General features: G+C 43.6%; 16 protein-coding genes, 11 tRNA genes, 3 rRNA genes and 1 pseudogene. All 31 read left to right on the top strand.

The annotated features are described in order from the left end of the window. The first annotated feature begins 35 nt into the window (after nt 1-35). Complete coding sequence (locus tag HMPREF1518_RS08065) at nt 36-725, top strand: gamma-glutamyl-gamma-aminobutyrate hydrolase family protein (RefSeq protein ID WP_033585446.1); 690 nt, start codon at nt 36-38, stop codon at nt 723-725. Between the two features lie 168 nt (nt 726-893). Beyond that, nucleotides 894-2,243: a glucose-6-phosphate isomerase gene (locus HMPREF1518_RS08075; RefSeq protein WP_000018239.1), complete on the top strand. Its 1,350-nt coding sequence runs from the start codon at nt 894-896 to the stop codon at nt 2,241-2,243. Nucleotides 2,244-2,426: 183 nt separating this feature from the next. Then, nucleotides 2,427-3,227: an SDR family oxidoreductase gene (locus HMPREF1518_RS08080; RefSeq protein ID WP_001000837.1), complete on the top strand. Its 801-nt coding sequence runs from the start codon at nt 2,427-2,429 to the stop codon at nt 3,225-3,227. A gap of 62 nt (nt 3,228-3,289) precedes the next feature. Continuing rightward, nucleotides 3,290-5,116, top strand: a complete 1,827-nt coding sequence (locus HMPREF1518_RS08085) for a BglG family transcription antiterminator (RefSeq protein ID WP_080639548.1) — start codon at nt 3,290-3,292, stop codon at nt 5,114-5,116. Then, a complete protein-coding gene (locus HMPREF1518_RS08090; protein ID WP_033585448.1) occupies nt 5,116-5,613 on the top strand; it encodes a transcriptional regulator GutM in 498 nt (165 codons plus the stop codon). Before HMPREF1518_RS08085 ends, HMPREF1518_RS08090 begins: the two co-directional genes overlap by 1 nt. After that, the gene (gene srlA / locus HMPREF1518_RS08095) at nt 5,610-6,155 is read left to right on the top strand and encodes a PTS glucitol/sorbitol transporter subunit IIC (protein WP_001015684.1); all 546 of its coding nucleotides are present in this window, start codon (nt 5,610-5,612) and stop codon (nt 6,153-6,155) included. Before HMPREF1518_RS08090 ends, srlA begins: the two co-directional genes overlap by 4 nt. A 13-nt stretch (nt 6,156-6,168) precedes the next feature. Further along, nucleotides 6,169-7,149, top strand: a complete 981-nt coding sequence (gene srlE / locus HMPREF1518_RS08100; RefSeq protein ID WP_000120696.1) for a PTS glucitol/sorbitol transporter subunit IIB — start codon at nt 6,169-6,171, stop codon at nt 7,147-7,149. Nucleotides 7,150-7,246: 97 nt separating this feature from the next. Continuing rightward, nucleotides 7,247-7,618 carry a PTS glucitol/sorbitol transporter subunit IIA gene (locus HMPREF1518_RS08105; protein WP_033585537.1) on the top strand — a complete coding sequence of 124 codons (372 nt, stop codon included), beginning with the start codon at nt 7,247-7,249 and terminating at the stop codon, nt 7,616-7,618. A 196-nt stretch (nt 7,619-7,814) separates the two neighbouring features. Beyond that, nucleotides 7,815-8,291, top strand: a pseudogene (pgi, locus tag HMPREF1518_RS08110) (glucose-6-phosphate isomerase); the annotation flags it as partial. A 131-nt stretch (nt 8,292-8,422) separates the two neighbouring features. Beyond that, complete coding sequence (gene gltX, locus HMPREF1518_RS08115; RefSeq protein ID WP_033585449.1) at nt 8,423-9,883, top strand: glutamate--tRNA ligase; 1,461 nt, start codon at nt 8,423-8,425, stop codon at nt 9,881-9,883. A gap of 12 nt (nt 9,884-9,895) precedes the next feature. Next, nucleotides 9,896-10,330, top strand: coding sequence for a cytidine deaminase family protein (locus HMPREF1518_RS08120; RefSeq protein ID WP_033585450.1), 435 nt, complete (start codon nt 9,896-9,898; stop codon nt 10,328-10,330). Between the two features lie 116 nt (nt 10,331-10,446). Further along, nucleotides 10,447-10,518, top strand: a tRNA-Glu gene (locus tag HMPREF1518_RS08125). Between the two features lie 230 nt (nt 10,519-10,748). Further along, nucleotides 10,749-12,297: ribosomal RNA gene (locus tag HMPREF1518_RS08130) — 16S ribosomal RNA — on the top strand. 51 nt (nt 12,298-12,348) lie between these two features. Then, nucleotides 12,349-12,421, top strand: a tRNA-Ala gene (locus HMPREF1518_RS08135). A gap of 122 nt (nt 12,422-12,543) precedes the next feature. Further along, a 23S ribosomal RNA gene (locus HMPREF1518_RS08140) occupies nt 12,544-15,445 on the top strand. 76 nt (nt 15,446-15,521) lie between these two features. Then, nucleotides 15,522-15,637 (top strand): 5S ribosomal RNA (gene rrf / locus HMPREF1518_RS08145). Together the 16S, 23S and 5S rRNA genes with 11 tRNA genes alongside form the textbook arrangement of a ribosomal RNA operon. A 4-nt stretch (nt 15,638-15,641) precedes the next feature. Continuing rightward, nucleotides 15,642-15,714: transfer RNA gene (locus HMPREF1518_RS08150), tRNA-Val, on the top strand. Between the two features lie 4 nt (nt 15,715-15,718). Then, nucleotides 15,719-15,791, top strand: a tRNA-Asp gene (locus tag HMPREF1518_RS08155). A gap of 24 nt (nt 15,792-15,815) precedes the next feature. After that, nucleotides 15,816-15,888: transfer RNA gene (locus tag HMPREF1518_RS08160), tRNA-Lys, on the top strand. Nucleotides 15,889-15,893: 5 nt separating this feature from the next. Next, nucleotides 15,894-15,975, top strand: a tRNA-Leu gene (locus tag HMPREF1518_RS08165). A 12-nt stretch (nt 15,976-15,987) separates the two neighbouring features. Next, nucleotides 15,988-16,060, top strand: a tRNA-Thr gene (locus HMPREF1518_RS08170). A 27-nt stretch (nt 16,061-16,087) separates the two neighbouring features. Further along, nucleotides 16,088-16,159 (top strand) — tRNA-Gly (locus tag HMPREF1518_RS08175). A 7-nt stretch (nt 16,160-16,166) separates the two neighbouring features. Then, a tRNA-Leu gene (locus HMPREF1518_RS08180) sits at nt 16,167-16,252 on the top strand. Between the two features lie 11 nt (nt 16,253-16,263). Then, nucleotides 16,264-16,337, top strand: a tRNA-Arg gene (locus HMPREF1518_RS08185). 15 nt (nt 16,338-16,352) lie between these two features. Next, nucleotides 16,353-16,426 (top strand) — tRNA-Pro (locus HMPREF1518_RS08190). A 178-nt stretch (nt 16,427-16,604) separates the two neighbouring features. Further along, on the top strand, nt 16,605-20,996 hold the full coding sequence (locus tag HMPREF1518_RS08195) for a PolC-type DNA polymerase III (protein ID WP_033585451.1): 4,392 nt from the start codon (nt 16,605-16,607) through the stop codon (nt 20,994-20,996). Nucleotides 20,997-21,019: 23 nt separating this feature from the next. Next, entirely contained in the window at nt 21,020-21,172 is a 153-nt protein-coding gene (locus HMPREF1518_RS08200) for a hypothetical protein (RefSeq protein ID WP_000776630.1), read from the top strand. Between the two features lie 15 nt (nt 21,173-21,187). Next, nucleotides 21,188-22,429: an aminopeptidase gene (locus tag HMPREF1518_RS08205; protein WP_033585452.1), complete on the top strand. Its 1,242-nt coding sequence runs from the start codon at nt 21,188-21,190 to the stop codon at nt 22,427-22,429. A 9-nt stretch (nt 22,430-22,438) separates the two neighbouring features. Continuing rightward, entirely contained in the window at nt 22,439-22,669 is a 231-nt protein-coding gene (locus HMPREF1518_RS08210; RefSeq protein ID WP_000580441.1) for a GlsB/YeaQ/YmgE family stress response membrane protein, read from the top strand. A gap of 72 nt (nt 22,670-22,741) precedes the next feature. Then, a complete protein-coding gene (locus HMPREF1518_RS08215) occupies nt 22,742-23,464 on the top strand; it encodes a pseudouridine synthase (protein ID WP_033585454.1) in 723 nt (240 codons plus the stop codon). Between the two features lie 111 nt (nt 23,465-23,575). Further along, entirely contained in the window at nt 23,576-24,910 is a 1,335-nt protein-coding gene (gene pepC, locus HMPREF1518_RS08225; RefSeq protein WP_033585458.1) for an aminopeptidase C, read from the top strand. Nucleotides 24,911-24,921 lie beyond the last annotated feature (11 nt).

The raw sequence follows: 24,921 nt of genomic DNA on the forward strand, positions 1-24,921 counted from the left end.
AAGACTGTCGCAAGAAAATCGAAAGGAGACACATCATGGCTAGAACGGTTGTAGGAGTTGCTGCAAATCTATGTCCTGTAGATGCAGAAGGGAAAAACATTCACTCATCTGTATCCTGTAAATTTGCAGAGAGCATTCGTCAAGTCGGCGGTCTTCCTTTAGTAATTCCTGTAGGGGATGAGACCATTGTGCGCGATTATGTAGAAATGATTGACAAACTCATCTTGACAGGTGGGCAAAATGTCCATCCTCAGTTTTATGGAGAGAAAAAGACCATTGAGAGCGATGATTACAACCTTGTACGCGATGAGTTTGAACTAGCCCTCTTGAAAGAAGCGCTCCGTCAGAATAAACCAATTATGGCAATCTGTCGTGGGGTTCAGCTTGTCAATGTTGCTTTTGGTGGCACTCTCCACCAAGAAATTGAAGGCCACTGGCAAGGCTTGCCTTTTGGAACATCTCATTCTATTGAGACGGTAGAAGGGAGTGTGGTGGCTAAGTTGTTTGGCAAAGAAAGTCAGGTCAACTCAGTTCATCGTCAAAGTATCAAAGACCTGGCACCTAATTTCCGTGTGACAGCGGTGGACCCTCGCGACCAGACGGTGGAAGCGATTGAGTCTATCGACGAGCATCGTATCATTGGTTTACAGTGGCACCCAGAGTTCCTGGTCAATGAAGAAGACGGCAATTTAGAACTATTTGAGTATTTATTAAATGAATTGTAACGGTTAGAGCCTCTAGCCGTTTTTATTCGTCCTTTCAGATTTTTTATATTTTAGCAAATTTACGCAAACGTTTGAATTCTGATAAAAATTGGGCAAAATCAATAAAAAAACTTGAAAAAATCTAAGGTAAGGGTTATGATAGAAGAGAAGAAATTTTGGAGGAATATTATGTCACATATTAAATTTGATTATTCAAAAGTATTAGATAAATTTGTTGCACCACATGAACTAGATTATATGCAGCCTCAAGTGACTGCAGCAGATTCTGCTCTGAGAAATGGTACAGGTCCTGGGGCAGAAATGACTGGCTGGTTGAACTTACCTGAAGAATATGACAAAGATGAATTTGCTCGTATTCAAAAGGCTGCTGCTAAAATCCAATCTGATAGTGAGGTATTGATCGTAATCGGTATTGGTGGTTCCTATTTAGGAGCTCGTGCAGCTATTGATTTCTTGAATAATTCATTTGTAAACTTGCAAAGAAAGGAAGAACGCAAGGCACCTCAGATCCTCTATGCTGGAAACTCTATCTCTTCAAGCTATTTGGCTGATTTGGTAGACTATGTATCAGACAAAGATTTCTCAGTAAACGTGATTTCTAAATCAGGTACAACAACTGAACCGGCTATTGCTTTCCGTGTCTTCAAAGAACTCTTGGTTAAGAAGTACGGTCAAGAAGAAGCTAACCAACGTATCTACGCAACTACAGACCGCGCTAAAGGTGCAGTTAAAGTTGAAGCAGATGCTAATGGCTGGGATACTTTTGTAGTGCCTGATAGTGTAGGTGGTCGTTTTACAGTATTGACAGCAGTGGGGCTCTTGCCAATCGCAGCTGCAGGAGCTGATATCAGCAAGTTAATGGAAGGAGCAAATGCTGCTCGCAAGGCTTATGCTTCTGATAAGTTGGCTGAAAATGAAGCATATCAATATGCAGTTGTACGCAATATCTTGTACCGTAAAGGTTATCTGACAGAAGTTCTAGCTAACTATGAACCATCTCTGCAATACTTCTCTGAGTGGTGGAAGCAACTGGCTGGTGAGTCAGAAGGGAAAGACCAAAAAGGGATTTATCCAACTTCAGCTAACTTCTCAACAGACTTGCACTCTCTGGGACAATTTATCCAGGAAGGTACCCGTATCCTCTTTGAAACAGTTATCCGTGTAGATAAACCTCGCAAAAATGTGCTGATTCCTGAATTGGCAGAAGACTTGGACGGTCTTGGCTACTTGCAAGGAAAAGATGTTGACTTTGTCAATAAAAAAGCTACAGATGGAGTGCTGTTAGCACACACTGATGGTGGAGTTCCAAATATGTTTGTGACACTGCCTGAGCAAGATGAGTTCACTTTGGGCTACACTATTTACTTCTTTGAGTTGGCTATTGCTCTTTCTGGCTACCTGAATGGTATCAATCCATTTGACCAGCCTGGAGTTGAAGCTTATAAGAAAAACATGTTTGCTCTTCTTGGGAAACCAGGCTTTGAAGAGCTGGGTGCTGAGTTGAATGCACGCCTTTGATTCTCATATGCTTTGAGTTCATTTAGAATATAAAAAGATCCACAAGTTCATTTCTTGTGGATTTTTAGTACAAGCCTCTTAATTAGTTTATTATTTTTTTTAAAAGTGTAAAAAAGAGTGTCTTAATTCTTTTATGAAAGCGCTGTATAATTGCCTTGTAAATAAAATTTGAGAGGTATCAAAATGAATGATTGGTTAAACATAAAAGGCAAAACAGTTCTTGTGACTGGCGCGTCATCTGGGATCGGTAAGGCAATCGTTGAAGAATTGCTGGAATTAGGAGTCAATGTAGCGAATTTTGATCTTAGCGACAACGATTTGCGTCACCCGAATCTATTATTTGTAAAAGTTGATGTAACTTCTCGCTCTGAAGTAGAAGAGGGTGTTGCCAAAATAGTTGAAAGATTTGGCAATATTGATGCAGTGGTCAATAATGCAGGGATTAATATCCCTAGATTATTAATCGATGCAGAAAATCCTAAAGGTCCTTACGAATTGGACGATGAGACGTTCGAAAAAGTAACGATGATTAATCAAAAAGGTTTGTATCTGGTTAGTCAGGCAGTGGGACGTATTTTAGTGAAAAATGGAAAAGGTGTAATTGTGAACATGGCTTCAGAAGCAGGCTTGGAAGGTTCTGAAGGACAAAGTGCCTATGCTGCCACAAAAGCAGCAGTCTATAGTTACACTCGTTCATGGGCAAAAGAGCTGGGTAAGCATGGTGTACGTGTGGTTGGAATTGCTCCAGGAATTATGGAAGCTACGGGACTTCGAACTCTTTCTTATGAGGAAGCTCTTGCTTATACCCGTGGAAAGACGGTAGAAGATATTCGAGCTGGTTATGCTTCAACTTCAACAACTCCTTTGGGACGAAGTGGTAAACTACGGGAAGTAGCTGACCTTGTAGCATTCTATATTTCAGACCGTTCTAGCTATATAACTGGAGTCACTACAAATATTGCCGGAGGGAAAACTCGCGGTTAAAAAAATGAAGGTGAGGAAGAGAGTTGACCATAGTAAATCGATGGTATAATATTTTAGAAAAAATGGTCTCACAGCCAACTTATTCCTTGGTAGATATGCGCTCAGAGCTGGATATTAGTATGCAAACCTTGCAAAAGAGTATCCAACAATTAAATGATGTTTTGGCTCCGAGTATCCAGATTATCTCACAAGATGATCAGTTAATGTTAGAGGTGTATGACTATACTGAGTTGGAAAGGATTTTATCTGGTAGTTTAAAACGGGAGAGTGACTTCAATTCTTCCAGTAAAAGAATTGCCTATTTACTAAAACGTTTAATTGAGTCAACCTCCCCTCTTCTTATTGACGACTTGGCTGAGGAAGCAGGTGTTAGTAGAAGTACCCTTAATAAGGATTTAAAACAAGTAAAATCTTTGGCAGAGAGTTACTCTATCACTATTTCAGGAAAGCCCAACCGTGGGCTGGAGGTCTTGGGGTCCGAGCTGAATTTGCGCTTGCTCTATATTCACCAAGTGGCCCCTTACTTTGAAGGAAAGACACTCACCGAGGCAACATCTTCTTTTCTGGAGACGCTACTCCAGGAGTATAAAATCCCGAAAGAAACAAAGGAACTCCTTCGAAAGACAATTTCAATTATGGTGGAGCGTATTCATGCATCTAGGGTGTTGAGTTGCCCTATTCCTTACTATAGGAATGATTTAACAGAGACACCTTTGGTTGAAAAATTAATCTATCATATTGAGATGACTTATAAGATTTCCCTCAGTCAGTTTGAGATAGACTTTTTGTGTTTTCCGTTTAATATCCGTTTTATTGACACTTTAAGCAAGCCGTCTTATCAATCTGAACAGCTTGCAAACATTTTTCAAGGGATTGTCAAGAAAGTCAAAGAAACAATGTTGGTTAACTTTGATGATGAAGAATTATTTGAAGAAATCAAGTCTCATCTAGGCTCCTTAATCAATCGACTGATTTTCCATGTGCAAGCTAATGATATATTCCATGGCGAGGTTCAAACTCAATATCCTTTTGCTTTTGAAATGGCGAAAATTGCTGGAGAAGAACTATCTGCAATTTTTGGTTCTGAATTGGAATTATCTGAAATCGGATATCTGGCTTTGTATTTTGAAATGATTTTAAGAAAGCAAAACTCTGTTGTAAATGGTTCTCGCAAGCAGATAGCTGTAGTTTGCACAACAGGAAGAGGAACTGCTGCGATGATTATTCAGCAACTCAGACGAATTCTTGGAAATGATGTAGACATTACTCAGTATTCTGAAGAGGATTTTAATCTGGATTTGAATCAGGACTATTTCGCGATTTTTACGACAGTTCCTCTAAAATATAAAGATTCTAAATCTCCAGTCATTCAAGTTAATCATCTTTTTGATGATCAATGGCTGCAGGAAGAATGGCAGAGGGCCAATGCTTTTCATCAAAAAAATCTAGAAACAGTCAGCTTACGTTTTCTTCGTTTGACTCCCCAAAAAACCTATCAGCAATACTTGCTAAATATGGTTGCAGAGTTAGAGAAACTTCAGATGATTGATGAAGGTTTTAGAAATCGGATAATTGATAGGGATAAAAAACAATCAACCATTTTTGGTGGAGGAATTGCCTTCCCCCATACAATTAACCAGGGTTATGCAAAGACTATTTTAATGTTTGGAAAGCTAGAAGAGCCTTATCAAAAAGGAGATGATTGGATTGAATTTATCTTTCTAGTCGCCATTCCCTCAGAAATTGAAAGCAAAATGGAGAGTGAATTGCTGGAATTGTATGACGACATTTTTCGAATTGCAGGAGAGCCTTCTCTAAAAGAAGCATTGAGGGCTGTAGAAACAGAGACAGAGTTTCTATCATTTTCTAAGAGCAAAGGAGTATTTTAATGAATTCGCTAATAATTTTCGCTGTATTTGTCATGGCAGCTTATATATTTCAAATGTTCCTCGGCTGGCAGCAACTCAAAGACTTCAATAAGACCTATACGATGCTCCGAAAACTGGGGCGCGTAGCGATTGGCAGGAAGTCCGGAAGAATCAAATCCGGTACGATTGTCATGTTCGCGGTTGATGAAAACGGTCGGGTTCTTAAAGCTAGCAAAATGCAAGGAGTCACAATCTTAGCACGTTTTCAAAATATGGACGATTATGTTGGAGAAGACATCCATTATTTTGACAAGTATAATCCTCTTGTGAGAAAAGAAAATAAGTTGATGCAATCAGCCATAGAAGATGCTAGAAAAGTCTATCTTTGGAATGAGGCAGGTATTGAGAAAGAGACAAGTTCATCTGATTCTTTTCTGGGATTCGGCTTTTATGCGAATTACTTACAATTATCTATTAAACAGTTATTTAAAAAAAATAAGAAAGGGAGTTCCTTATGAATCACATTACAAATTTTGCAGAGAGTTTTATGAAACTCTTCCAATTAGGTGGAGAAACCTTTATTAGCTGGATGACAAATATTGTACCGCTTGTCTTAATGCTATTGATTGCAATGAATACCCTTATCGCTTTCTTGGGAGAAGAGAAGGTCAATTCCCTGGCTAAGATTTCTGCCAAAAATCCTGTTAGCCGGTATATGATTTTACCTTTCATTTCTGCCTTTATGCTGGGGAATCCGATGGCAATCAGTATGGGACGTTTCTTACCAGAATATTATAAACCTAGTTTTGTAGCAGCTCAGATGCAGTTCTGCCATACTTCAAATGGTGTATTTCCACATATCAATCCTGGGGAATTATTTGTATGGATGGGAATTGCGACAGGAATTCAAACTTTAGGTTTAAGTCAAATGGACTTAGCCATTCGTTACATGCTTGTTGGGCTTGTCATGAACTTTGTAGGTGGTTGGGTAACCGATTTTACAACTGCTTATGTAGCAAAACAGCAAGGTGTTACCTTGAGTAAAACATTTGATTTATAGAAAGAGTGAAATTATGTCATATAAGAGTATAAAAGTTGTTAAAGGAAATGGCGGTTTCGGAGGACCTTTGGTCATTACACCTAGTGAAGCTAAGCATAAATTCATCTATATTACTGGTGGCGGAGAAAAGCCAGATATTGTAGATAAAATTGCTGATTTGACCGGTATGGAAGCTGTTAATGGGTTTAAAACTTCTATCCCAGATGAGGAAATTGCTTTAGCAATCGTGGATTGTGGCGGTACTCTTCGCTGTGGTATTTATCCTAAAAAGGGAATCCCTACAATAAATATTGTCGCTACAGGGAAAAGTGGGCCTCTAGCTCAATATATAACCGAGGAAATCTATGTGTCAGCAGTTGGCCTTAATCAAATTTCTGCTGCTAATGAAGACGAAAAAGCGACAACTGTGGTAACTGAAAAGCCAACTTACGATACTAGTAAAAAAATTACAGAGCAAAAAGCTGAAACAAGTATTGTAGCACGAATTGGGATGGGGGCTGGTAAGGTCGTTGCAACTTTCAACCAGGCTGCTCGTGAAGCCATCCAAACAATGCTCAATACAATAATTCCTTTCATGGCCTTTGTTTCCTTGCTGATTGGGGTTATTCAAGGATCTGGTGTTGGAAATTGGCTGGCAAAATTAATGGTTCCCCTAGCGGGGAACATCTGGGGACTCGTTTTAATTGGCTTTATCTGTTCCTTACCATTCCTATCTCCTTTGTTAGGTCCCGGAGCTGTTATTAGTCAGATTATTGGAACTTTAATTGGAGTCGAAATCGGAAAAGGGACTATTCCGCCCCAAATGGCTCTGCCAGCTTTATTTGCTATCAACACTCAAAACGGTTGTGATTTCATTCCTGTAGCACTCGGCCTATCTGAAGCCAAGGCTGAAACAGTTGAGGTTGGTGTCCCTTCGGTACTTTATTCACGCTTTCTCAATGGTGTTCCGCGGGTGCTAGTTGCTTGGATAGCTAGTATTGGTCTTTATCAGTAGACCTTTGATAGATGCCTGAAAACAGAGAACTATTATGTTAAACTTATCTATAAGCCTAAGTTTATGACAAATTAGAGAAAGTATGAATAGAAATCAGATGAAGAAAATTTTTGAAACTAAAGTAATTCAAGTAGGGTCTGAAGCTCAGAATATGATTCAAGATGCCAATATGCTCATTTTATTTGGAGAAGAAGCACCAGAAGATTTATCAGAGTATTGTTTTAAGATTGATAACAAAAATCTGCTAGGTTCAATACTAGAAGGTGGCAAGCTGGTGGTAGATAATCAGGAATATTCGATTAGTTCCGTAGGAAATGTAGTAGAAAAAAATTTAACTGGACTGGGACATATCACGATTTCTTTTGATGGTTCAAAAGAGGGGAGCCTTCCTGGTACACTCCATGTTGTAGCAGATCAAGCGGTAGTAATTGATAAAGATTCTACCATTCAGATTTTTGAAACTGCTTAACCATAATAAAATTTCAAATCAAGCAATTTAGAAAAATAAAAGTCTAAAAAATTGATTCAGAGCCTGGACCAAAAGTCCAGGCTTCTGGGTCTAAATTAGAAAAAATAGATGACGCAGTGGTTGATTGGCAAGTCAATCAAACTAGCCAGTCAGTGCAAGGGAATTTCCAGCAGATGCATCCACAAGGGGTGCCTGAACAGAAGGAAAAGACCAAAAAGGGATTTACCCAACTTCAGCTAATTTCTCAACAGACCTACACTCATTGGGTCAATTTATCCAAGAAGGAACTCGTATCATGTTTGAAACAGTTGTCCGTGTTGACAAACCACGTAAGAACGTGATTATCCCTACTTTGGAAGAAGATCTTGATGGACTTGGTTACCTTCAGGGAAAAGACGTTGACTTCGTTAACAAAAAAGCAACTGACGGTGTTCTTCTTGCCCACACAGATGGTGACGTACCAAACATGTACGTAACTCTTCCTGAGAAAGATGCCTTCACTCTTGGTTACACAATCTACTTCTTCGAATTGGCTATCGCCCTTTCAGGTTACTTGAATGCCATCAACCCATTTGACCAACCAGGTGTTGAAGCTTACAAACGTAACATGTTTGCCCTTCTTGGTAAACCAGGATTTGAAGAATTGAGCAAAGAACTCAACGCTCGTCTATAATAGGATATAAAAAGGGTGGTTTTACCACTCTTTTTGCTTTTTCTCGAAAAGAGAAATTGGACTCTGGCAAGACTTGTGATATAATATAGAGAGCAAAAAGGCAGACGCCTAGAGACTTTATAGGAGAAGATATGTCAAAAGATATCCGCGTACGTTACGCACCAAGTCCAACAGGACTACTACACATCGGAAATGCCCGTACAGCATTATTCAACTACCTTTACGCACGCCATCATGGTGGAACTTTTATCATCCGTATCGAAGATACTGACCGTAAACGCCATGTTGAGGATGGAGAACGTTCACAGCTTGAAAATCTTCGCTGGTTGGGGATTGACTGGGATGAAAGTCCAGAAACTCATGAAAACTACCGCCAATCAGAGCGTTTGGACTTGTATCAAAAATACATCGATCAATTGCTAGCTGAAGGAAAAGCCTACAAATCATACGTTACAGAAGAAGAGTTGGCAGCTGAACGCGAACGCCAAGAAGCAGCTGGCGAAACACCACGTTACATCAATGAATACCTTGGTATGAGCGAAGAAGAAAAAGCAACTTACATCGCAGAACGTGAAGCAGCCGGTATCATCCCAACTGTTCGTTTGGCTGTTAACGAGTCTGGTATCTACAAATGGCATGATATGGTCAAAGGTGATATCGAGTTTGAAGGTGGCAACATCGGTGGTGACTGGGTTATCCAAAAGAAAGATGGTTACCCAACATACAATTTTGCCGTTGTGATCGATGACCACGATATGCAAATCTCTCACGTTATCCGCGGTGATGACCATATTGCTAATACTCCAAAACAACTCATGGTCTATGAAGCGCTTGGTTGGGAAGCACCAGAGTTTGGTCACATGACTTTGATCATCAACTCTGAAACGGGTAAAAAATTGTCTAAACGTGACACCAATACCCTTCAGTTTATAGAAGACTACCGTAAAAAAGGCTATTTGCCAGAAGCAGTCTTTAACTTTATCGCCCTTCTTGGTTGGAATCCAGGTGGCGAAGATGAAATTTTCTCTCGTGAGGAATTGATTAAACTCTTTGATGAAAATCGTCTCAGCAAGTCACCAGCTGCATTTGATCAGAAGAAACTAGACTGGATGAGCAACGACTACATCAAGAAAGCAGAACTTGCTACTATCTTTGAAATGGCTAAACCTTACTTAGAAGAAGCAGGGCGTTTGACTGACAAGTCTGAAAAAATGGTGGAACTATACAAACCACAAATGAAGTCAGTGGATGAAATCGTTCCATTGACAGATCTTTTCTTCTCAGATTTCCCAGAGTTGACAGACGCTGAGCGTGAGGTCATGGCAGGAGAAACCGTTCCGGTTGTTCTAGAAGCCTTCAAAGCGAAACTAGAAGCGATGACAGATGAGGAATTTGTGACAGAAAACATCTTCCCACAAATCAAAGCAGTCCAAAAAGAAACAGGTATTAAAGGGAAAAACCTCTTCATGCCGATTCGTATTGCTGTATCAGGTGAAATGCATGGACCAGAATTACCAGACACCATTTTCTTACTCGGACGTGAAAAGTCAATTCAGCATATCGATAATATGCTGAAAGAGATCTCCAAATAAAAAGGACTTCCGATGGATACATGGGAAAAGATGTATGAAGAAGCACGAACCTTATTCAATCCCCATGAAGTTTCTGACTTTGTTTATGCTAACCATGTTGTTGCTGCGGTAGAAGCAGAAGATGGTCAGATCTTCACAGGATTTTGTATGGAGGGCACTTGTGGCGTTTTTCATCTCTGTGCAGAACGAGCGGCTCTCTTCAATATATATCAATTTTCAGGACAGACCAAAGTTAAGAAAATCCTCGCCTTTCGAGACAAACCTCCCTACGGCGAAGGATCAGGTATGCCCTGTGGCGCTTGCAGAGAATTTCTCTTAGAATTGAATGCTAAAAATAAAGAAGCAGAGTTCATGATGGACTACGAAACAAGAAAAACAATTAAGGTTGCCGAATTGATCCCTTACTGGTGGGGAGAGGAACGTGCGACTAATTGGCAAGATAAATAGAAGGAGTCAGTTTAACTGGCTCTTTTCCCTTATATTTTCAGAATTTCGGTAAAGAGGAAAAAAGATCTTGACAAAGTAGGAAAAGTAGGTATAATAGAAAGAGTTGAAAAGCTCAAGGTCCGTTGGTCAAGGGGTTAAGACACCGCCTTTTCACGGCGGTAACACGGGTTCGAATCCCGTACGGACTATGTGTGTATCGCGGTAAAAAAACTTGAAAAAAGTTTTAAAAAAGTGTTGACATAGGTTAGCAGCTGTGATATACTAATATAGTTGTCGCTTGAGAGAGATTGAGTGGCAAAGACCTTTGAAAACTGAACAAGACGAACCAATGTGCAGGGCACTATAACTAAGGTTATAGTACTGAACAATGAAAAAACAATAAATCTGTCAGTGACAGAAATGAGTGAGAACTCAAACTTTTAATGAGAGTTTGATCCTGGCTCAGGACGAACGCTGGCGGCGTGCCTAATACATGCAAGTAGAACGCTGAAGAGAGGAGCTTGCTCTTCTTGGATGAGTTGCGAACGGGTGAGTAACGCGTAGGTAACCTGCCTGGTAGCGGGGGATAACTATTGGAAACGATAGCTAATACCGCATAAAATGGATTATCGCATGATAATGCATTGAAAGGTGCAAATGCATCACTACCAGATGGACCTGCGTTGTATTAGCTAGTTGGTGGGGTAACGGCTCACCAAGGCGACGATACATAGCCGACCTGAGAGGGTGATCGGCCACACTGGGACTGAGACACGGCCCAGACTCCTACGGGAGGCAGCAGTAGGGAATCTTCGGCAATGGACGGAAGTCTGACCGAGCAACGCCGCGTGAGTGAAGAAGGTTTTCGGATCGTAAAGCTCTGTTGTAAGAGAAGAACGAGTGTGAGAGTGGAAAGTTCACACTGTGACGGTATCTTACCAGAAAGGGACGGCTAACTACGTGCCAGCAGCCGCGGTAATACGTAGGTCCCGAGCGTTGTCCGGATTTATTGGGCGTAAAGCGAGCGCAGGCGGTTAGATAAGTCTGAAGTTAAAGGCTGTGGCTTAACCATAGTACGCTTTGGAAACTGTTTAACTTGAGTGCAAGAGGGGAGAGTGGAATTCCATGTGTAGCGGTGAAATGCGTAGATATATGGAGGAACACCGGTGGCGAAAGCGGCTCTCTGGCTTGTAACTGACGCTGAGGCTCGAAAGCGTGGGGAGCAAACAGGATTAGATACCCTGGTAGTCCACGCCGTAAACGATGAGTGCTAGGTGTTAGACCCTTTCCGGGGTTTAGTGCCGCAGCTAACGCATTAAGCACTCCGCCTGGGGAGTACGACCGCAAGGTTGAAACTCAAAGGAATTGACGGGGGCCCGCACAAGCGGTGGAGCATGTGGTTTAATTCGAAGCAACGCGAAGAACCTTACCAGGTCTTGACATCCCTCTGATCGCTCTAGAGATAGAGTTTTCCTTCGGGACAGAGGTGACAGGTGGTGCATGGTTGTCGTCAGCTCGTGTCGTGAGATGTTGGGTTAAGTCCCGCAACGAGCGCAACCCCTATTGTTAGTTGCCATCATTCAGTTGGGCACTCTAGCGAGACTGCCGGTAATAAACCGGAGGAAGGTGGGGATGACGTCAAATCATCATGCCCCTTATGACCTGGGCTACACACGTGCTACAATGGCTGGTACAACGAGTCGCAAGCCGGTGACGGCAAGCTAATCTCTTAAAGCCAGTCTCAGTTCGGATTGTAGGCTGCAACTCGCCTACATGAAGTCGGAATCGCTAGTAATCGCGGATCAGCACGCCGCGGTGAATACGTTCCCGGGCCTTGTACACACCGCCCGTCACACCACGAGAGTTTGTAACACCCGAAGTCGGTGAGGTAACCTTTTAGGAGCCAGCCGCCTAAGGTGGGATAGATGATTGGGGTGAAGTCGTAACAAGGTAGCCGTATCGGAAGGTGCGGCTGGATCACCTCCTTTCTAAGGATAAGGAACTGCGCATTGGTCTTGTTTAGTCTTGAGAGGTCTTGTGGGGCCTTAGCTCAGCTGGGAGAGCGCCTGCTTTGCACGCAGGAGGTCAGCGGTTCGATCCCGCTAGGCTCCATTGGTGAGAGATCACCAAGTAATGCACATTGAAAATTGAATATCTATATCAAATAGTAACAAGAAAATAAACCGAAACGCTGTAGTATTAAAAGAGTTTATGACTGAAAGGTCAGAAAATAAGGTTAAGTTAATAAGGGCGCACGGTGGATGCCTTGGCACTAGGAGCCGAAGAAGGACGTGACAAACGACGATATGCCTTGGGTAGCTGTAAGTAAGCGATGATCCAGGGATTTCCGAATGGGGGAACCCAACAGGTGCTACCTGTTACCCATATCTGTTAAGGATATGAGGAGGAAGACGCAGTGAACTGAAACATCTAAGTAGCTGCAGGAAGAGAAAGCAAAAGCGATTGCCTTAGTAGCGGCGAGCGAAACGGCAGAAGGGCAAACCGAAGAGTTTACTCTTCGGGGTTGTAGGACTGCAATGTGGACTCAAAGATTATAGAAGAATGATTTGGGAAGATCAGCCAAAGAGAGTAAGAGCCTCGTATTTAAAATAGTCTTTGTACCTAACAGTATCCTGAGTACGGCGGGACACGAGAAATCCCGTCGGAATCTGGGAGGACCATCTCCCAACCCTAAATACTCCCTAGTGACCGATAGTGAACCAGTACCGTGAGGGAAAGGTGAAAAGCACCCCGGGAGGGGAGTGAAATAGAACCTGAAACCGTGTGCCTACAACAAGTTCGAGCCCGTTAATGGGTGAGAGCGTGCCTTTTGTAGAATGAACCGGCGAGTTACGATATGATGCGAGGTTAAGTTGAAGAGACGGAGCCGTAGGGAAACCGAGTCTGAATAGGGCGCATTAGTATCATGTCGTAGACCCGAAACCATGTGACCTACCCATGAGCAGGTTGAAGGTGCGGTAAGACGCACTGGAGGACCGAACCAGGGCACGTTGAAAAGTGCTTGGATGACTTGTGGGTAGCGGAGAAATTCCAAACGAACTTGGAGATAGCTGGTTCTCTCCGAAATAGCTTTAGGGCTAGCGTCGACATAAAGATTCTTGGAGGTAGAGCACTGTTTGGGTGAGGGGTCCATCCCGGATTACCAATCTCAGATAAACTCCGAATGCCAAAGAATTATGGTCGGCAGTCAGACTGCGAGTGCTAAGATCCGTAGTCGAAAGGGAAACAGCCCAGACCACCAGCTAAGGTCCCAAAATAATTGTTAAGTGGAAAAGGATGTGGGGTTGCACAGACAACTAGGATGTTAGCTTAGAAGCAGCTATTCATTCAAAGAGTGCGTAATAGCTCACTAGTCGAGTGACCCTGCGCCGAAAATGTACCGGGGCTAAAACAATTTACCGAAGCTGTGGATACCTTTATAGGTATGGTAGGAGAGCGTTCTATGTGTGGAGAAGGTGTACCGTGAGGAGCGCTGGAACGCATAGAAGTGAGAATGCCGGTATGAGTAGCGAAAGACAGGTGAGAATCCTGTCCACCGTAAGACTAAGGTTTCCAGGGGAAGGCTCGTCCGCCCTGGGTTAGTCGGGACCTAAGGAGAGACCGAAAGGTGTATCCGATGGACAACAGGTTGATATTCCTGTACTAGAGTATGTAGTGATGGAGGGACGCAGTAGGCTAACTAAAGCAGACGAATGGAAGTGTCTGTCTAAGCAGTGAGGTGTGAATTGAGTCAAATGCTTAATTCTATAACATTGAGCTGTGATGGGGAGCGAAGTTTAGTAGCGAAGTTAGTGACGTCACACTGCCAAGAAAAGCTTCTAGCGTTAAACATACTCTACCCGTACCGCAAACCGACACAGGTAGTCGAGGCGAGTAGCCTCAGGTGAGCGAGAGAACTCTCGTTAAGGAACTCGGCAAAATGACCCCGTAACTTCGGGAGAAGGGGTGCTGACTTTACGTCAGCCGCAGTGAATAGGCCCAAGCAACTGTTTATCAAAAACACAGCTCTCTGCTAAATCGTAAGATGATGTATAGGGGGTGACGCCTGCCCGGTGCTGGAAGGTTAAGAGGAGTGCTTAGAGGTAACTCGAAGGTATGAATTGAAGCCCCAGTAAACGGCGGCCGTAACTATAACGGTCCTAAGGTAGCGAAATTCCTTGTCGGGTAAGTTCCGACCCGCACGAAAGGCGTAATGATTTGGGCACTGTCTCAACGAGAGACTCGGTGAAATTTTAGTACCTGTGAAGATGCAGGTTACCCGCGACAGGACGGAAAGACCCCATGGAGCTTTACTGCAGTTTGATATTGAGTGTCTGTACCACATGTACAGGATAGGTAGGAGTCTACGAGATCGGGACGCCAGTTTCGAAGGAGACGTTGTTGGGATACTACCCTTGTGTTATGGCCACTCTAACCCGGATAGGTGATCCCTATCGGAGACAGTGTCTGACGGGCAGTTTGACTGGGGCGGTCGCCTCCTAAAAGGTAACGGAGGCGCCCAAAGGTTCCCTCAGAATGGTTGGAAATCATTCGCAGAGTGTAAAGGTATAAGGGAGCTTGACTGCGAGAGCAACAACTCGAGCAGGGACGAAAGTCGGGCTTAGTGATCCGGTGGTTCCGCATGGAAGGGCCATCGCTCAACGGATAAAAGCTACCCTGGGGATAACAGGCTTATCTCCCCCAAGAGTTCACATCGACGGGGAGGTTTGGCACCTCGATGTCGGCTCGTCGCATCCTGGGGCTGTAGTCGGTCCCAAGGGTTGGGCTGTTCGCCCATTAAAGCGGCACGCGAGCTGGGTTCAGAACGTCGTGAGACAGTTCGGTCCCTATCCGTCGCGGGCGTAGGAAATTTGAGAGGATCTGCTCCTAGTACGAGAGGACCAGAGTGGACTTACCGCTGGTGTACCAGTTGTCTTGCCAAAGGCATCGCTGGGTAGCTATGTAGGGAAGGGATAAACGCTGAAAGCATCTAAGTGTGAAACCCACCTCAAGATGAGATTTCCCATGATTATATATCAGTAAGAGCCCTGAGAGATGATCAGGTAGATAGGTTAGAAGTGGAAGTGTGGCGACACATGTAGCGGACTAATACTAATAGCTCGAGGACTTATCCAAAGTAACTGAGGATACGAAGCGTGAGGTTTTCTAATTATTTGATAGATATTCAATTTTGAGTAGGTATTACTCAGAGTTAAGTGACGATAGCCTAGGAGATACACCTGTACCCATGCCGAACACAGCAGTTAAGCCCTAGAACGCCGGAAGTAGTTGGGGGTTGCCCCCTGTGAGATATGGAAGTCGCTTAGCTCGAGGGAGTTTAGCTCAGCTGGGAGAGCATCTGCCTTACAAGCAGAGGGTCAGCGGTTCGATCCCGTTAACTCCCATATAGGTCCCGTAGTGTAGCGGTTATCACGTCGCCCTGTCACGGCGAAGATCGCGGGTTCGATTCCCGTCGGGACCGTTTAAGGTAACGGAAGTTATTTTAGACTCGTTAGCTCAGTTGGTAGAGCAATTGACTTTTAATCAATGGGTCACTGGTTCGAGCCCAGTACGGGTCATATTTGCGGGTTTGGCGGAATTGGCAGACGCACCAGATTTAGGATCTGGCGCTTAACGGCGTGGGGGTTCAAGTCCCTTAACCCGCATAATAGAAAGTAGCCGGCTTAGCTCAGTTGGTAGAGCATCTGATTTGTAATCAGAGGGTCGCGTGTTCAAGTCATGTAGCCGGCATTTTTTTATATAGAATAAGAGGTCGATGCGAACGTAGTTCAGTGGTAGAACACCACCTTGCCAAGGTGGGGGTCGCGGGTTCGAATCCCGTCGTTCGCTTAGAGAGGCCGGGGTGGCGGAACTGGCAGACGCACAGGACTTAAAATCCTGCGATTGGTAACGATCGTACCGGTTCGATTCCGGTCCTCGGCATATAATGATGAGCACCCTTAGCTCAACTGGATAGAGTACCTGACTACGAATCAGGCGGTTAGAGGTTCGACTCCTCTAGGGTGCATTTTTTTATTTAACGCGGGAAGTAGCTCAGCTTGGTAGAGTACTTGGTTTGGGACCAAGGTGTCGCAGGTTCGAATCCTGTCTTCCCGATTGAGTATGGGGATACTTAAGGGTATCTTTTTTATATGTGTTAAGGAGATTCTGAGAATCTTCTTTTTTGTTTTTAAGGAATGAATTTAGGAAAACTAGCAGTGCTTAAGGAATGATAGTGGCTATATATTTTCTTTAATTATGGTAAAATAGTAAAAGAATAATGTGAGGAAATTGAATGTCAAGTAAGTTTGAAATTTTAATGAATCAAATAGGAGTCTCTGATCAATTGAGACAGGATCCTGCTCTTGTTAATGCAAGTATTGAGTGTGTTGTGGTTCATAAAATTAGTAAGATTTGGGAATTTCATTTTGTATTTTCTAATATTTTACCGATTGAAATCTTTTTAGAGTTAAAGAAAGGGCTTAGTGAAGAATTTTCTAAGACAGGGAATCAAGCTGTTTTCGAAATCAAGGCTCTCTCTCAAGAATTTTCAAATGAACTCTTGCAGGCCTATTATAAGGAGGCTTTTTCTGAAGGTCCATGTGCTAGTCAAGGGTTTAAGTCTCTTTATCAGAATTTGCAAGTTCGTGCAGAGGGAAATCAGCTATTTATTGAAGGTTCAGAGGTGATTGATAAGGAACACTTTAAGAAAAATCATCTTCCTAATTTAACAAAGCAACTTGAAAAGTTTGGTTTTCCAGCTTTTGTCTGCCAAATCGAAAAGAATGATGCTCTTACACAGGAGCAGGAAGCGGCCTTCCATACGGAGAATGAACAAATCGTTCAGGCTGCTAATGAAGAGGCATTGCGTGCTATGGAACAACTGGAACAGATAGCTCCTCCTCCAGTAGAAGAGAAACCGGCCTTTGATTTTCAGGCTAAAAAGGTTGCGGCAAAACCAAAATTGGATAAGGCTGAAGTTACCCAGATGATTGATGTGACGACTGAGGAAAATCGTTTGGTTTTTGAAGGGGTCGTTTTTGATGTGGAGCATAAGGTGACCAGGACAGGGCGTGTTTTGATCAACTTTAAAATGACGGACTACACTTCAAGTTTTTCAATGCAAAAATGGGTTAAGAATGAAGAAGAGGCTCAGAAGTTTGACATCATTAAGAAAAATTCTTGGCTTCGTGTTCGTGGAAATGTGGAGATGAATAACTTCACACGAGATTTGACAATGAACGTGCAGGATGTGCAGGAAGTTGTTCACTATGAGCGGAAGGATTTGATGCCAGAAGGTGAGCGCCGGGTTGAGTTTCATGCTCATACTAATATGTCGACCATGGATGCTCTGCCAGAAGTAGAGGAAATTATTGCGACAGCTGCAAAGTGGGGACACAAGGCGGTTGCCATCACGGACCATGGGAATGTTCAGTCCTTTCCACATGGCTACAAGGCAGCTAAGAAAGCAGGAATTCAGCTGATCTATGGAATGGAAGCCAATATCGTTGAAGACCGTGTTCCTATCGTTTACAACGAAGTGGAGATGGACTTGTCAGAAGCGACCTACGTGGTTTTTGACGTGGAAACGACGGGACTTTCAGCTATCTATAATGACTTGATTCAAGTTGCGGCTTCTAAGATGTACAAGGGAAATGTTATTGCCGAATTTGATGAATTTATCAATCCTGGATATCCCTTGTCAGCCTTTACTACCGAGTTGACTGGAATTACAGATGACCATGTCAAAAATGCCAAACCACTGGAACAAGTTTTACAAGAATTCCAAGAGTTTTGCAAGGATACGGTTCTAGTTGCCCACAATGCTACCTTTGACGTTGGCTTTATGAATGCTAACTATGAGCGTCATGGTTTGCCTAAGATTAGCCAGCCAGTTATTGATACGCTCGAGTTTGCTAGAAACCTCTATCCTGAGTATAAACGTCATGGTTTGGGACCTTTGACCAAGCGTTTTGGTGTGACACTGGACCACCACCACATGGCCAACTACGATGCGGAAGCTACTGGTCGTTTGCTCTTTATCTTCATCAAGGATGTAGCAGAAAAACATGGTGTGACTGATCTGGCTAGACTGAATATTGATTTGATTAGTCCAGACTCTTATAAAAAAGCTCGGATCAAGCATGCGACCATCTATGTCAAGAATCAAGTAGGTCTAAAAAATATCTTTAAGCTGGTTTCGTTGTCCAATACCAAATACTTTGAAGGGGTACCACGGATTCCGAGAACAGTTCTAGATGCTCATCGGGAGGGCTTGATTTTGGGGTCGGCTTGCTCGGAGGGTGAAGTTTTTGACGCAGTCGTTTCCCAAGGTGTAGATGCGGCGGTTGAAGTGGCCAAGTATTATGACTTTATCGAGGTCATGCCACCGGCTATCTATGCACCCTTGATTGCTAAAGAGCAGGTCAAGGATATGGAGGAACTCCAGACTATTATCAAGAATTTGATAGAGGTGGGAGACCGTCTTGGCAAGCCCGTTTTGGCTACGGGAAATGTTCATTATATCGAACCGGAAGAAGAGATTTACCGTGAAATTATCGTCCGTAGTTTGGGACAGGGGGCTATGATTAACCGAACCATTGGTCACGGTGAACATGCCCAACCGGCTCCTCTTCCGAAAGCTCATTTTCGAACGACCAATGAAATGTTGGATGAATTTGCTTTCTTGGGAGAAGATTTAGCACGCAAATTAGTCATTGAAAACACCAATGCCTTGGCAGATATCTTTGAACCTGTTGAGGTTGTTAAGGGTGACTTGTACACTCCTTTCATCGATAAGGCTGAAGAAACGGTCGCTGAGTTGACCTACAAGAAAGCTTTTGAGATTTATGGAAATCCGCTGCCAGATATTGTTGATTTGCGGATTGAAAAAGAATTAACATCCATACTGGGGAATGGATTTGCCGTGATTTATCTGGCTTCCCAGATGCTGGTGCAACGTTCCAATGAACGGGGTTACTTGGTTGGTTCTCGTGGATCTGTCGGTTCCAGTTTCGTTGCGACCATGATTGGGATTACGGAGGTTAATCCTCTCTCTCCTCATTATGTTTGTAGTCAGTGTCAGTATAGTGAATTTATCACAGATGGTTCTTACGGTTCAGGATTTGATATGCCTAATAAGGACTGTCCAAAGTGTGGTCACAAACTCAGCAAAAATGGGCAGGATATTCCGTTCGAGACCTTCCTTGGTTTTGATGGAGACAAGGTTCCTGATATTGACTTGAACTTCTCAGGAGAAGATCAGCCCAGCGCCCACTTGGATGTGCGTGATATCTTTGGTGAAGAATATGCCTTCCGTGCAGGAACGGTTGGTACGGTGGCTGCCAAGACTGCCTATGGCTTTGTCAAGGGCTATGAGCGGGACTATGGGAAGTTTTATCGTGATGCAGAGGTGGAACGCCTCGCCCAAGGTGCTGCTGGTGTCAAGCGCACAACGGGACAACACCCGGGGGGAATCGTTGTTATTCCTAACTACATGGATGTCTACGACTTTACGCCTGTTCAGTATCCAGCAGATGACATGACGGCTGAATGGCAGACGACTCACTTTAACTTCCACGATATCGATGAGAATGTCCTCAAACTTGATGTACTGGGGCATGATGATCCGACCATGATTCGGAAATTGCAGGACTTGTCTGGTATTGACCCTAATGAAATTCCCATGGATGATGAAAGCGTTATGGCTCTCTTTTCTGGAACGGAAGTTTTAGGGGTGACGCCTGAGCAAATTGGAACTCCAACAGGGATGCTGGGAATTCCAGAGTTTGGAACCAACTTTGTACGTGGAATGGTAGATGAGACACATCCGACGACTTTTGCGGAGTTGCTTCAGCTGTCTGGTCTATCCCACGGTACCGATGTGTGGCTGGGGAACGCCCAGGATCTGATCAAGCAAGGGATTGCGGACCTATCGACTGTTATCGGTTGTCGGGACGATATCATGGTTTATCTCATGCATGCTGGTCTTGAACCTAAGATGGCTTTTACTATCATGGAACGGGTACGTAAGGGCATGTGGCTAAAGATTTCCGAAGAGGAGCGAAATGGCTACATCGAGGCTATGAAGGCCAATAAGGTGCCAGAGTGGTATATCGAGTCCTGTGGGAAAATCAAGTACATGTTCCCTAAGGCCCATGCGGCCGCCTACGTTATGATGGCCTTGCGTGTGGCCTACTTCAAGGTTCACCATCCGATTTATTACTACTGTGCTTATTTCTCAATCCGTGCCAAGGCTTTTGATATCAAGACCATGGGGGCGGGTTTGGATGCCATCAAGCGCAAGATGCAAGAAATTGCTGAAAAACGGAAGAACAATGAAGCTTCTAATGTGGAAATTGACCTCTATACAACTCTTGAGATTGTCAATGAAATGTGGGAACGTGGTTTCAAGTTTGGCAAACTCGATCTCTACCGTAGTCAGGCAACAGAGTTCCTCATCGATGGGGATACCCTCATTCCGCCATTTGTAGCAATGGATGGTCTGGGAGAGAACGTTGCTAAGCAGTTGGTGCGTGCGCGTGAAGAGGGTGAGTTCCTCTCTAAGACAGAACTGCGTAAGCGTGGCGGACTGTCATCGACCTTGGTTGAAAAGATGGATGAAATGGGGATTCTTGGCGATATGCCAGAGGATAACCAGTTGAGTTTGTTTGATGATTTGTTTTAAGGATTAGAACGGAGAACATCTTTATGAAACTTAGAATCTTTGCGGAAGACAAACCAGCTGAAAAGGTTTTTAACTATCAGCTAGAGCTGGCAGATGAAACAATTATCCTATCGACAGTGCTTCTGTCGGGTGCCATTGCTTTAGCAGGATTGTTTTCTGCTTTAAAAGAAAAATAGAAAAGGAAAAACAAAATGGTTTTACCAAATTTTAAAGAAAATCTAGAAAAATATGCGAAATTGTTGGTTGCGAATGGAATCAACGTGCAACCTGGTCACACTTTGGCTCTCTCTATCGATGTGGAGCAACGTGAGTTGGCGCATTTGATCGTGAAAGAAGCTTATGCCTTGGGTGCGCATGAGGTTATTGTTCAGTGGACAGATGATGTCATCAATCGCGAGAAATTCCTCCATGCACCAATGGACCGTTTGGACAATGTGCCAGAATACAAGATTGCTGAGATGAACTATCTCTTGGAGAATAAGGCTAGCCGTCTTGGTGTCCGTTCTTCTGATCCAGGTGCCTTGAACGGAGTGGACGCTGACAAGCTTTCAGCTTCTGCTAAAGCTATGGGACTTGCCATGAAGCCAATGCGTATCGCAACGCAATCCAACAAGGTTAGCTGGACTGTAGCAGCCGCTGCTGGACTTGAGTGGGCTAAGAAGGTCTTTCCAAATGCTGCGAGCGATGAAGAAGCAGTCGATCTCCTTTGGGACCAAATCTTCAAAACCTGCCGTGTCTACGAAGAAGATCCTGTTAAGGCCTGGGAAGAACACGCTGCTATCCTCAAGAGCAAGGCAGATATGCTTAATAAGGAGCAATTTTCAGCCCTTCATTATACAGCGCCAGGAACTGATTTGACACTTGGCTTACCTAAGAACCACGTTTGGGAATCAGCTGGTGCTATCAATGCACAGGGCGAAGAATTCTTGCCAAATATGCCAACAGAGGAAGTCTTCACAGCGCCTGATTTTCGTCTCGCAGATGGCTATGTTACTTCTACAAAACCACTTAGCTACAACGGAAATATCATTGAGGGAATTAAAGTAACCTTCAAGGATGGTCAAATCGTAGATATCACTGCTGATAAGGGTGATCAGGTCATGAAAGACCTTGTCTTTGAAAATGCGGGTGCGCGTGCCTTGGGTGAATGTGCCTTGGTACCAGATCCAAGTCCAATCTCACAGTCAGGGATTACCTTCTTTAACACTCTTTTCGATGAAAATGCTTCAAACCACTTGGCTATCGGAGCAGCCTATGCGACCAGCGTTGTTGGTGGAGCAGAGATGAGCGAAGAAGAACTTGAAGCTGCAGGACTGAACCGTTCAGATGTTCACGTGGACTTTATGATTGGTTCGAATCAAATGGATATAGACGGTATCCGTGAGGATGGAACGCGCGTACCGCTCTTTCGTAATGGAGACTGGGCAAATTAAGGAGAAGCTATGATTGGAAGCATGTTTGTCGGTCTTTTAATTGGACTACTAGCAGGGGCTATCACCAATCGTGGAGAACGTATGGGATGCTTTGGGAAGATGTTTCTCGGTTGGATTGGTGCCTTTTTAGGACAATTACTCTTTGGCTCTTGGGGGCCAAGCCTAAATGGTACAGCCATTATCCCAGCAGTTCTCGGTGCCATGATTGTGTTAGCTATCTTCTGGGAAAGAGGAAGTTAGCTTCCCGACTCTGAAAAGGAAAGGAGGTTGGCTATTGAGCCAGCCTCCTTTTGAGTATGATATAATAGTTCTATGAGATTAGATAAATTTTTAGTTGCTTGCGCTGTAGGGAGTCGAACTGAGGTCAAAAACTTGCTCAAGGCTGGGCGCGTGACGGTAAATGGTAAAAAAGAAAAATCAGCTAAACTGCAGATTGATGAAGAAAGAGACGAGATTCGCTTTGATGGTCAAGTGCTAGAGTACGAGGAGTTTGTCTATTATATGATAAATAAGCCTCAAGGAGTTATTTCAGCGACTGAAGATCCCAAGCATAGAACGGTTCTAGACTTGCTGGATGATTTGGCTCGGACCAAGGAAGTTTTCCCAGTAGGGCGCTTGGATATTGACACGCATGGCCTCCTGCTTTTGACCAATGACGGCCAGCTTGCCCATGCTCTTCTTTCACCAAAACGTCATGTGGATAAGACCTATCTGGCACACGTCGAGGGAATTATGACTCAAGAAGATGTGGACACATTTGCCAAGGGCATTCCGCTCAAGGATTTCACCTGCCAGCCGGCTAAACTAGAGATTTTGTCACTGGATTCAGATAAGGGTGAGAGCCAGATTCGTGTGACCATAGCAGAGGGGAAATTCCATCAGGTCAAGCGTATGGTGGCCTACTGCGGGAAGGAAGTCGTGGACCTGCAACGTTTGACTATGGGAACTTTAGCCTTGGATGAGAACTTAGAACGAGGAGAATGGCGTCGCTTGACCAAGGAGGAATTAGAAAATCTTCTTGCTAGTATTGCTTAATTTGATTTATATTCGAAAAAGGTGAAGGACAAAGTCCTTGCCTTTTTATGTTTTCAGTTGCTTCCTTTGTGAAAAGAGTTATAATAGACAGTAGAATAAAAGGAGGAATCTATGAACGCGATTCAAGAATCATTTACGGATAATTTATTTGCTAACTATGAAGCAAATGTAAAATACCAAGCTATCGAAAATGCTGCAAGCCACAACGGTATTTTTGCAGCCCTAGAACGTCGTCAAAGCCATGTAGACAATATACCTGTTTTCTCGCTTGATTTGACAAAGGACAAGGTGACCAACCAGAAAGCATCTGGTCGTTGCTGGATGTTTGCAGCCCTTAATACCTTCCGTCACAAACTCATCTCTCAATACAAGCTCGAAAACTTTGAACTGTCACAAGCCCACACCTTCTTCTGGGACAAGTATGAGAAATCAAACTGGTTCTTGGAGCAAGTGATTGCGACTGCAGACCAAGAATTGACGAGCCGCAAGGTTAGCTTCCTACTCCAAACTCCACAACAAGATGGTGGTCAATGGGATATGGTCGTTGCCCTCTTTGAGAAATACGGTGTCGTTCCCAAGTCAGTTTATCCTGAATCTGTTTCATCTAGCAGTAGCCGCGAGCTAAATGCCATTCTCAACAAATTACTTCGGCAAGATGCTCAAATCTTGCGTGATTTACTAGCATCTGGTGCTGACCAAGCGACTGTTCAAGCCAAGAAAGAAGAACTCTTGCAAGAAATTTTTAACTTCCTTGCCATGTCTTTGGGTCTTCCACCACGCCAGTTTGACTTTGCTTATCGCGATAAGGATAACAACTACCAAAGCGAAAAGGGAATTACGCCACAAGAGTTTTACAAGAAATATGTCAATCTTCCTCTAGAAGATTATGTTTCTGTTATCAACGCACCAACTGCTGACAAGCCTTACGGTAAATCTTACACAGTTGAGATGTTGGGGAATGTGGTTGGTAGCCGTGCAGTTCGCTACATCAACGTTCCAATGGAGCGCTTGAAAGAATTGGCGATTGCCCAAATGCAAACAGGAGAAACTGTTTGGTTTGGTTCAGATGTCGGCCAGCTCAGCAACCGCAAAGCTGGAATTCTTGCAACAGATGTTTATGATTTTGAATCAAGCATGGACATTCAACTCACTCAAGACAAAGCTGGACGTTTGGACTACAGCGAAAGCTTGATGACCCACGCCATGGTCTTGACAGGTGTGGACTTGGACGAAAATGGTAAGTCAACCAAGTGGAAGGTTGAAAACTCATGGGGAGACAAGGTCGGTACAGATGGTTACTTCGTCGCCTCAGACGCTTGGATGGATGAATACACCTATCAAATCGTTGTCCGTAAGGAATTACTGACAGCAGAAGAACAAGCTGCCTATGAAGCAGAACCAATTGTGCTTGCACCTTGGGATCCAATGGGAGCCTTGGCAGAATAAAATATCAAGAA

This window comes from Streptococcus sp. SR1, from assembly GCF_000526075.1.
GTDB classification, from domain to species: domain Bacteria; phylum Bacillota; class Bacilli; order Lactobacillales; family Streptococcaceae; genus Streptococcus; species Streptococcus halitosis.

Excerpts from the sequence above, each read along its gene's own strand:
- HMPREF1518_RS08120 (WP_033585450.1), top strand. The coding sequence starts at position 9,896 with ATGGATACATGGGAAAAGATGTATGAAGAAGCACGAACCTTATTCAAT.
- HMPREF1518_RS08210 (WP_000580441.1), top strand. The coding sequence starts at position 22,439 with ATGATTGGAAGCATGTTTGTCGGTCTTTTAATTGGACTACTAGCAGGG.
- HMPREF1518_RS08080 (WP_001000837.1), top strand. The coding sequence starts at position 2,427 with ATGAATGATTGGTTAAACATAAAAGGCAAAACAGTTCTTGTGACTGGC.
- HMPREF1518_RS08215 (WP_033585454.1), top strand. The coding sequence starts at position 22,742 with ATGAGATTAGATAAATTTTTAGTTGCTTGCGCTGTAGGGAGTCGAACT.
- HMPREF1518_RS08065 (WP_033585446.1), top strand. The coding sequence starts at position 36 with ATGGCTAGAACGGTTGTAGGAGTTGCTGCAAATCTATGTCCTGTAGAT.
- gltX (WP_033585449.1), top strand. The coding sequence starts at position 8,423 with ATGTCAAAAGATATCCGCGTACGTTACGCACCAAGTCCAACAGGACTA.
- srlA (WP_001015684.1), top strand. The coding sequence starts at position 5,610 with ATGAATCACATTACAAATTTTGCAGAGAGTTTTATGAAACTCTTCCAA.
- srlE (WP_000120696.1), top strand. The coding sequence starts at position 6,169 with ATGTCATATAAGAGTATAAAAGTTGTTAAAGGAAATGGCGGTTTCGGA.
- HMPREF1518_RS08075 (WP_000018239.1), top strand. The coding sequence starts at position 894 with ATGTCACATATTAAATTTGATTATTCAAAAGTATTAGATAAATTTGTT.
- HMPREF1518_RS08085 (WP_080639548.1), top strand. The coding sequence starts at position 3,290 with ATGGTCTCACAGCCAACTTATTCCTTGGTAGATATGCGCTCAGAGCTG.
- HMPREF1518_RS08090 (WP_033585448.1), top strand. The coding sequence starts at position 5,116 with ATGAATTCGCTAATAATTTTCGCTGTATTTGTCATGGCAGCTTATATA.
- HMPREF1518_RS08205 (WP_033585452.1), top strand. The coding sequence starts at position 21,188 with ATGGTTTTACCAAATTTTAAAGAAAATCTAGAAAAATATGCGAAATTG.
- pepC (WP_033585458.1), top strand. The coding sequence starts at position 23,576 with ATGAACGCGATTCAAGAATCATTTACGGATAATTTATTTGCTAACTAT.
- HMPREF1518_RS08105 (WP_033585537.1), top strand. The coding sequence starts at position 7,247 with ATGAAGAAAATTTTTGAAACTAAAGTAATTCAAGTAGGGTCTGAAGCT.
- HMPREF1518_RS08200 (WP_000776630.1), top strand. The coding sequence starts at position 21,020 with ATGAAACTTAGAATCTTTGCGGAAGACAAACCAGCTGAAAAGGTTTTT.
- HMPREF1518_RS08195 (WP_033585451.1), top strand. The coding sequence starts at position 16,605 with ATGTCAAGTAAGTTTGAAATTTTAATGAATCAAATAGGAGTCTCTGAT.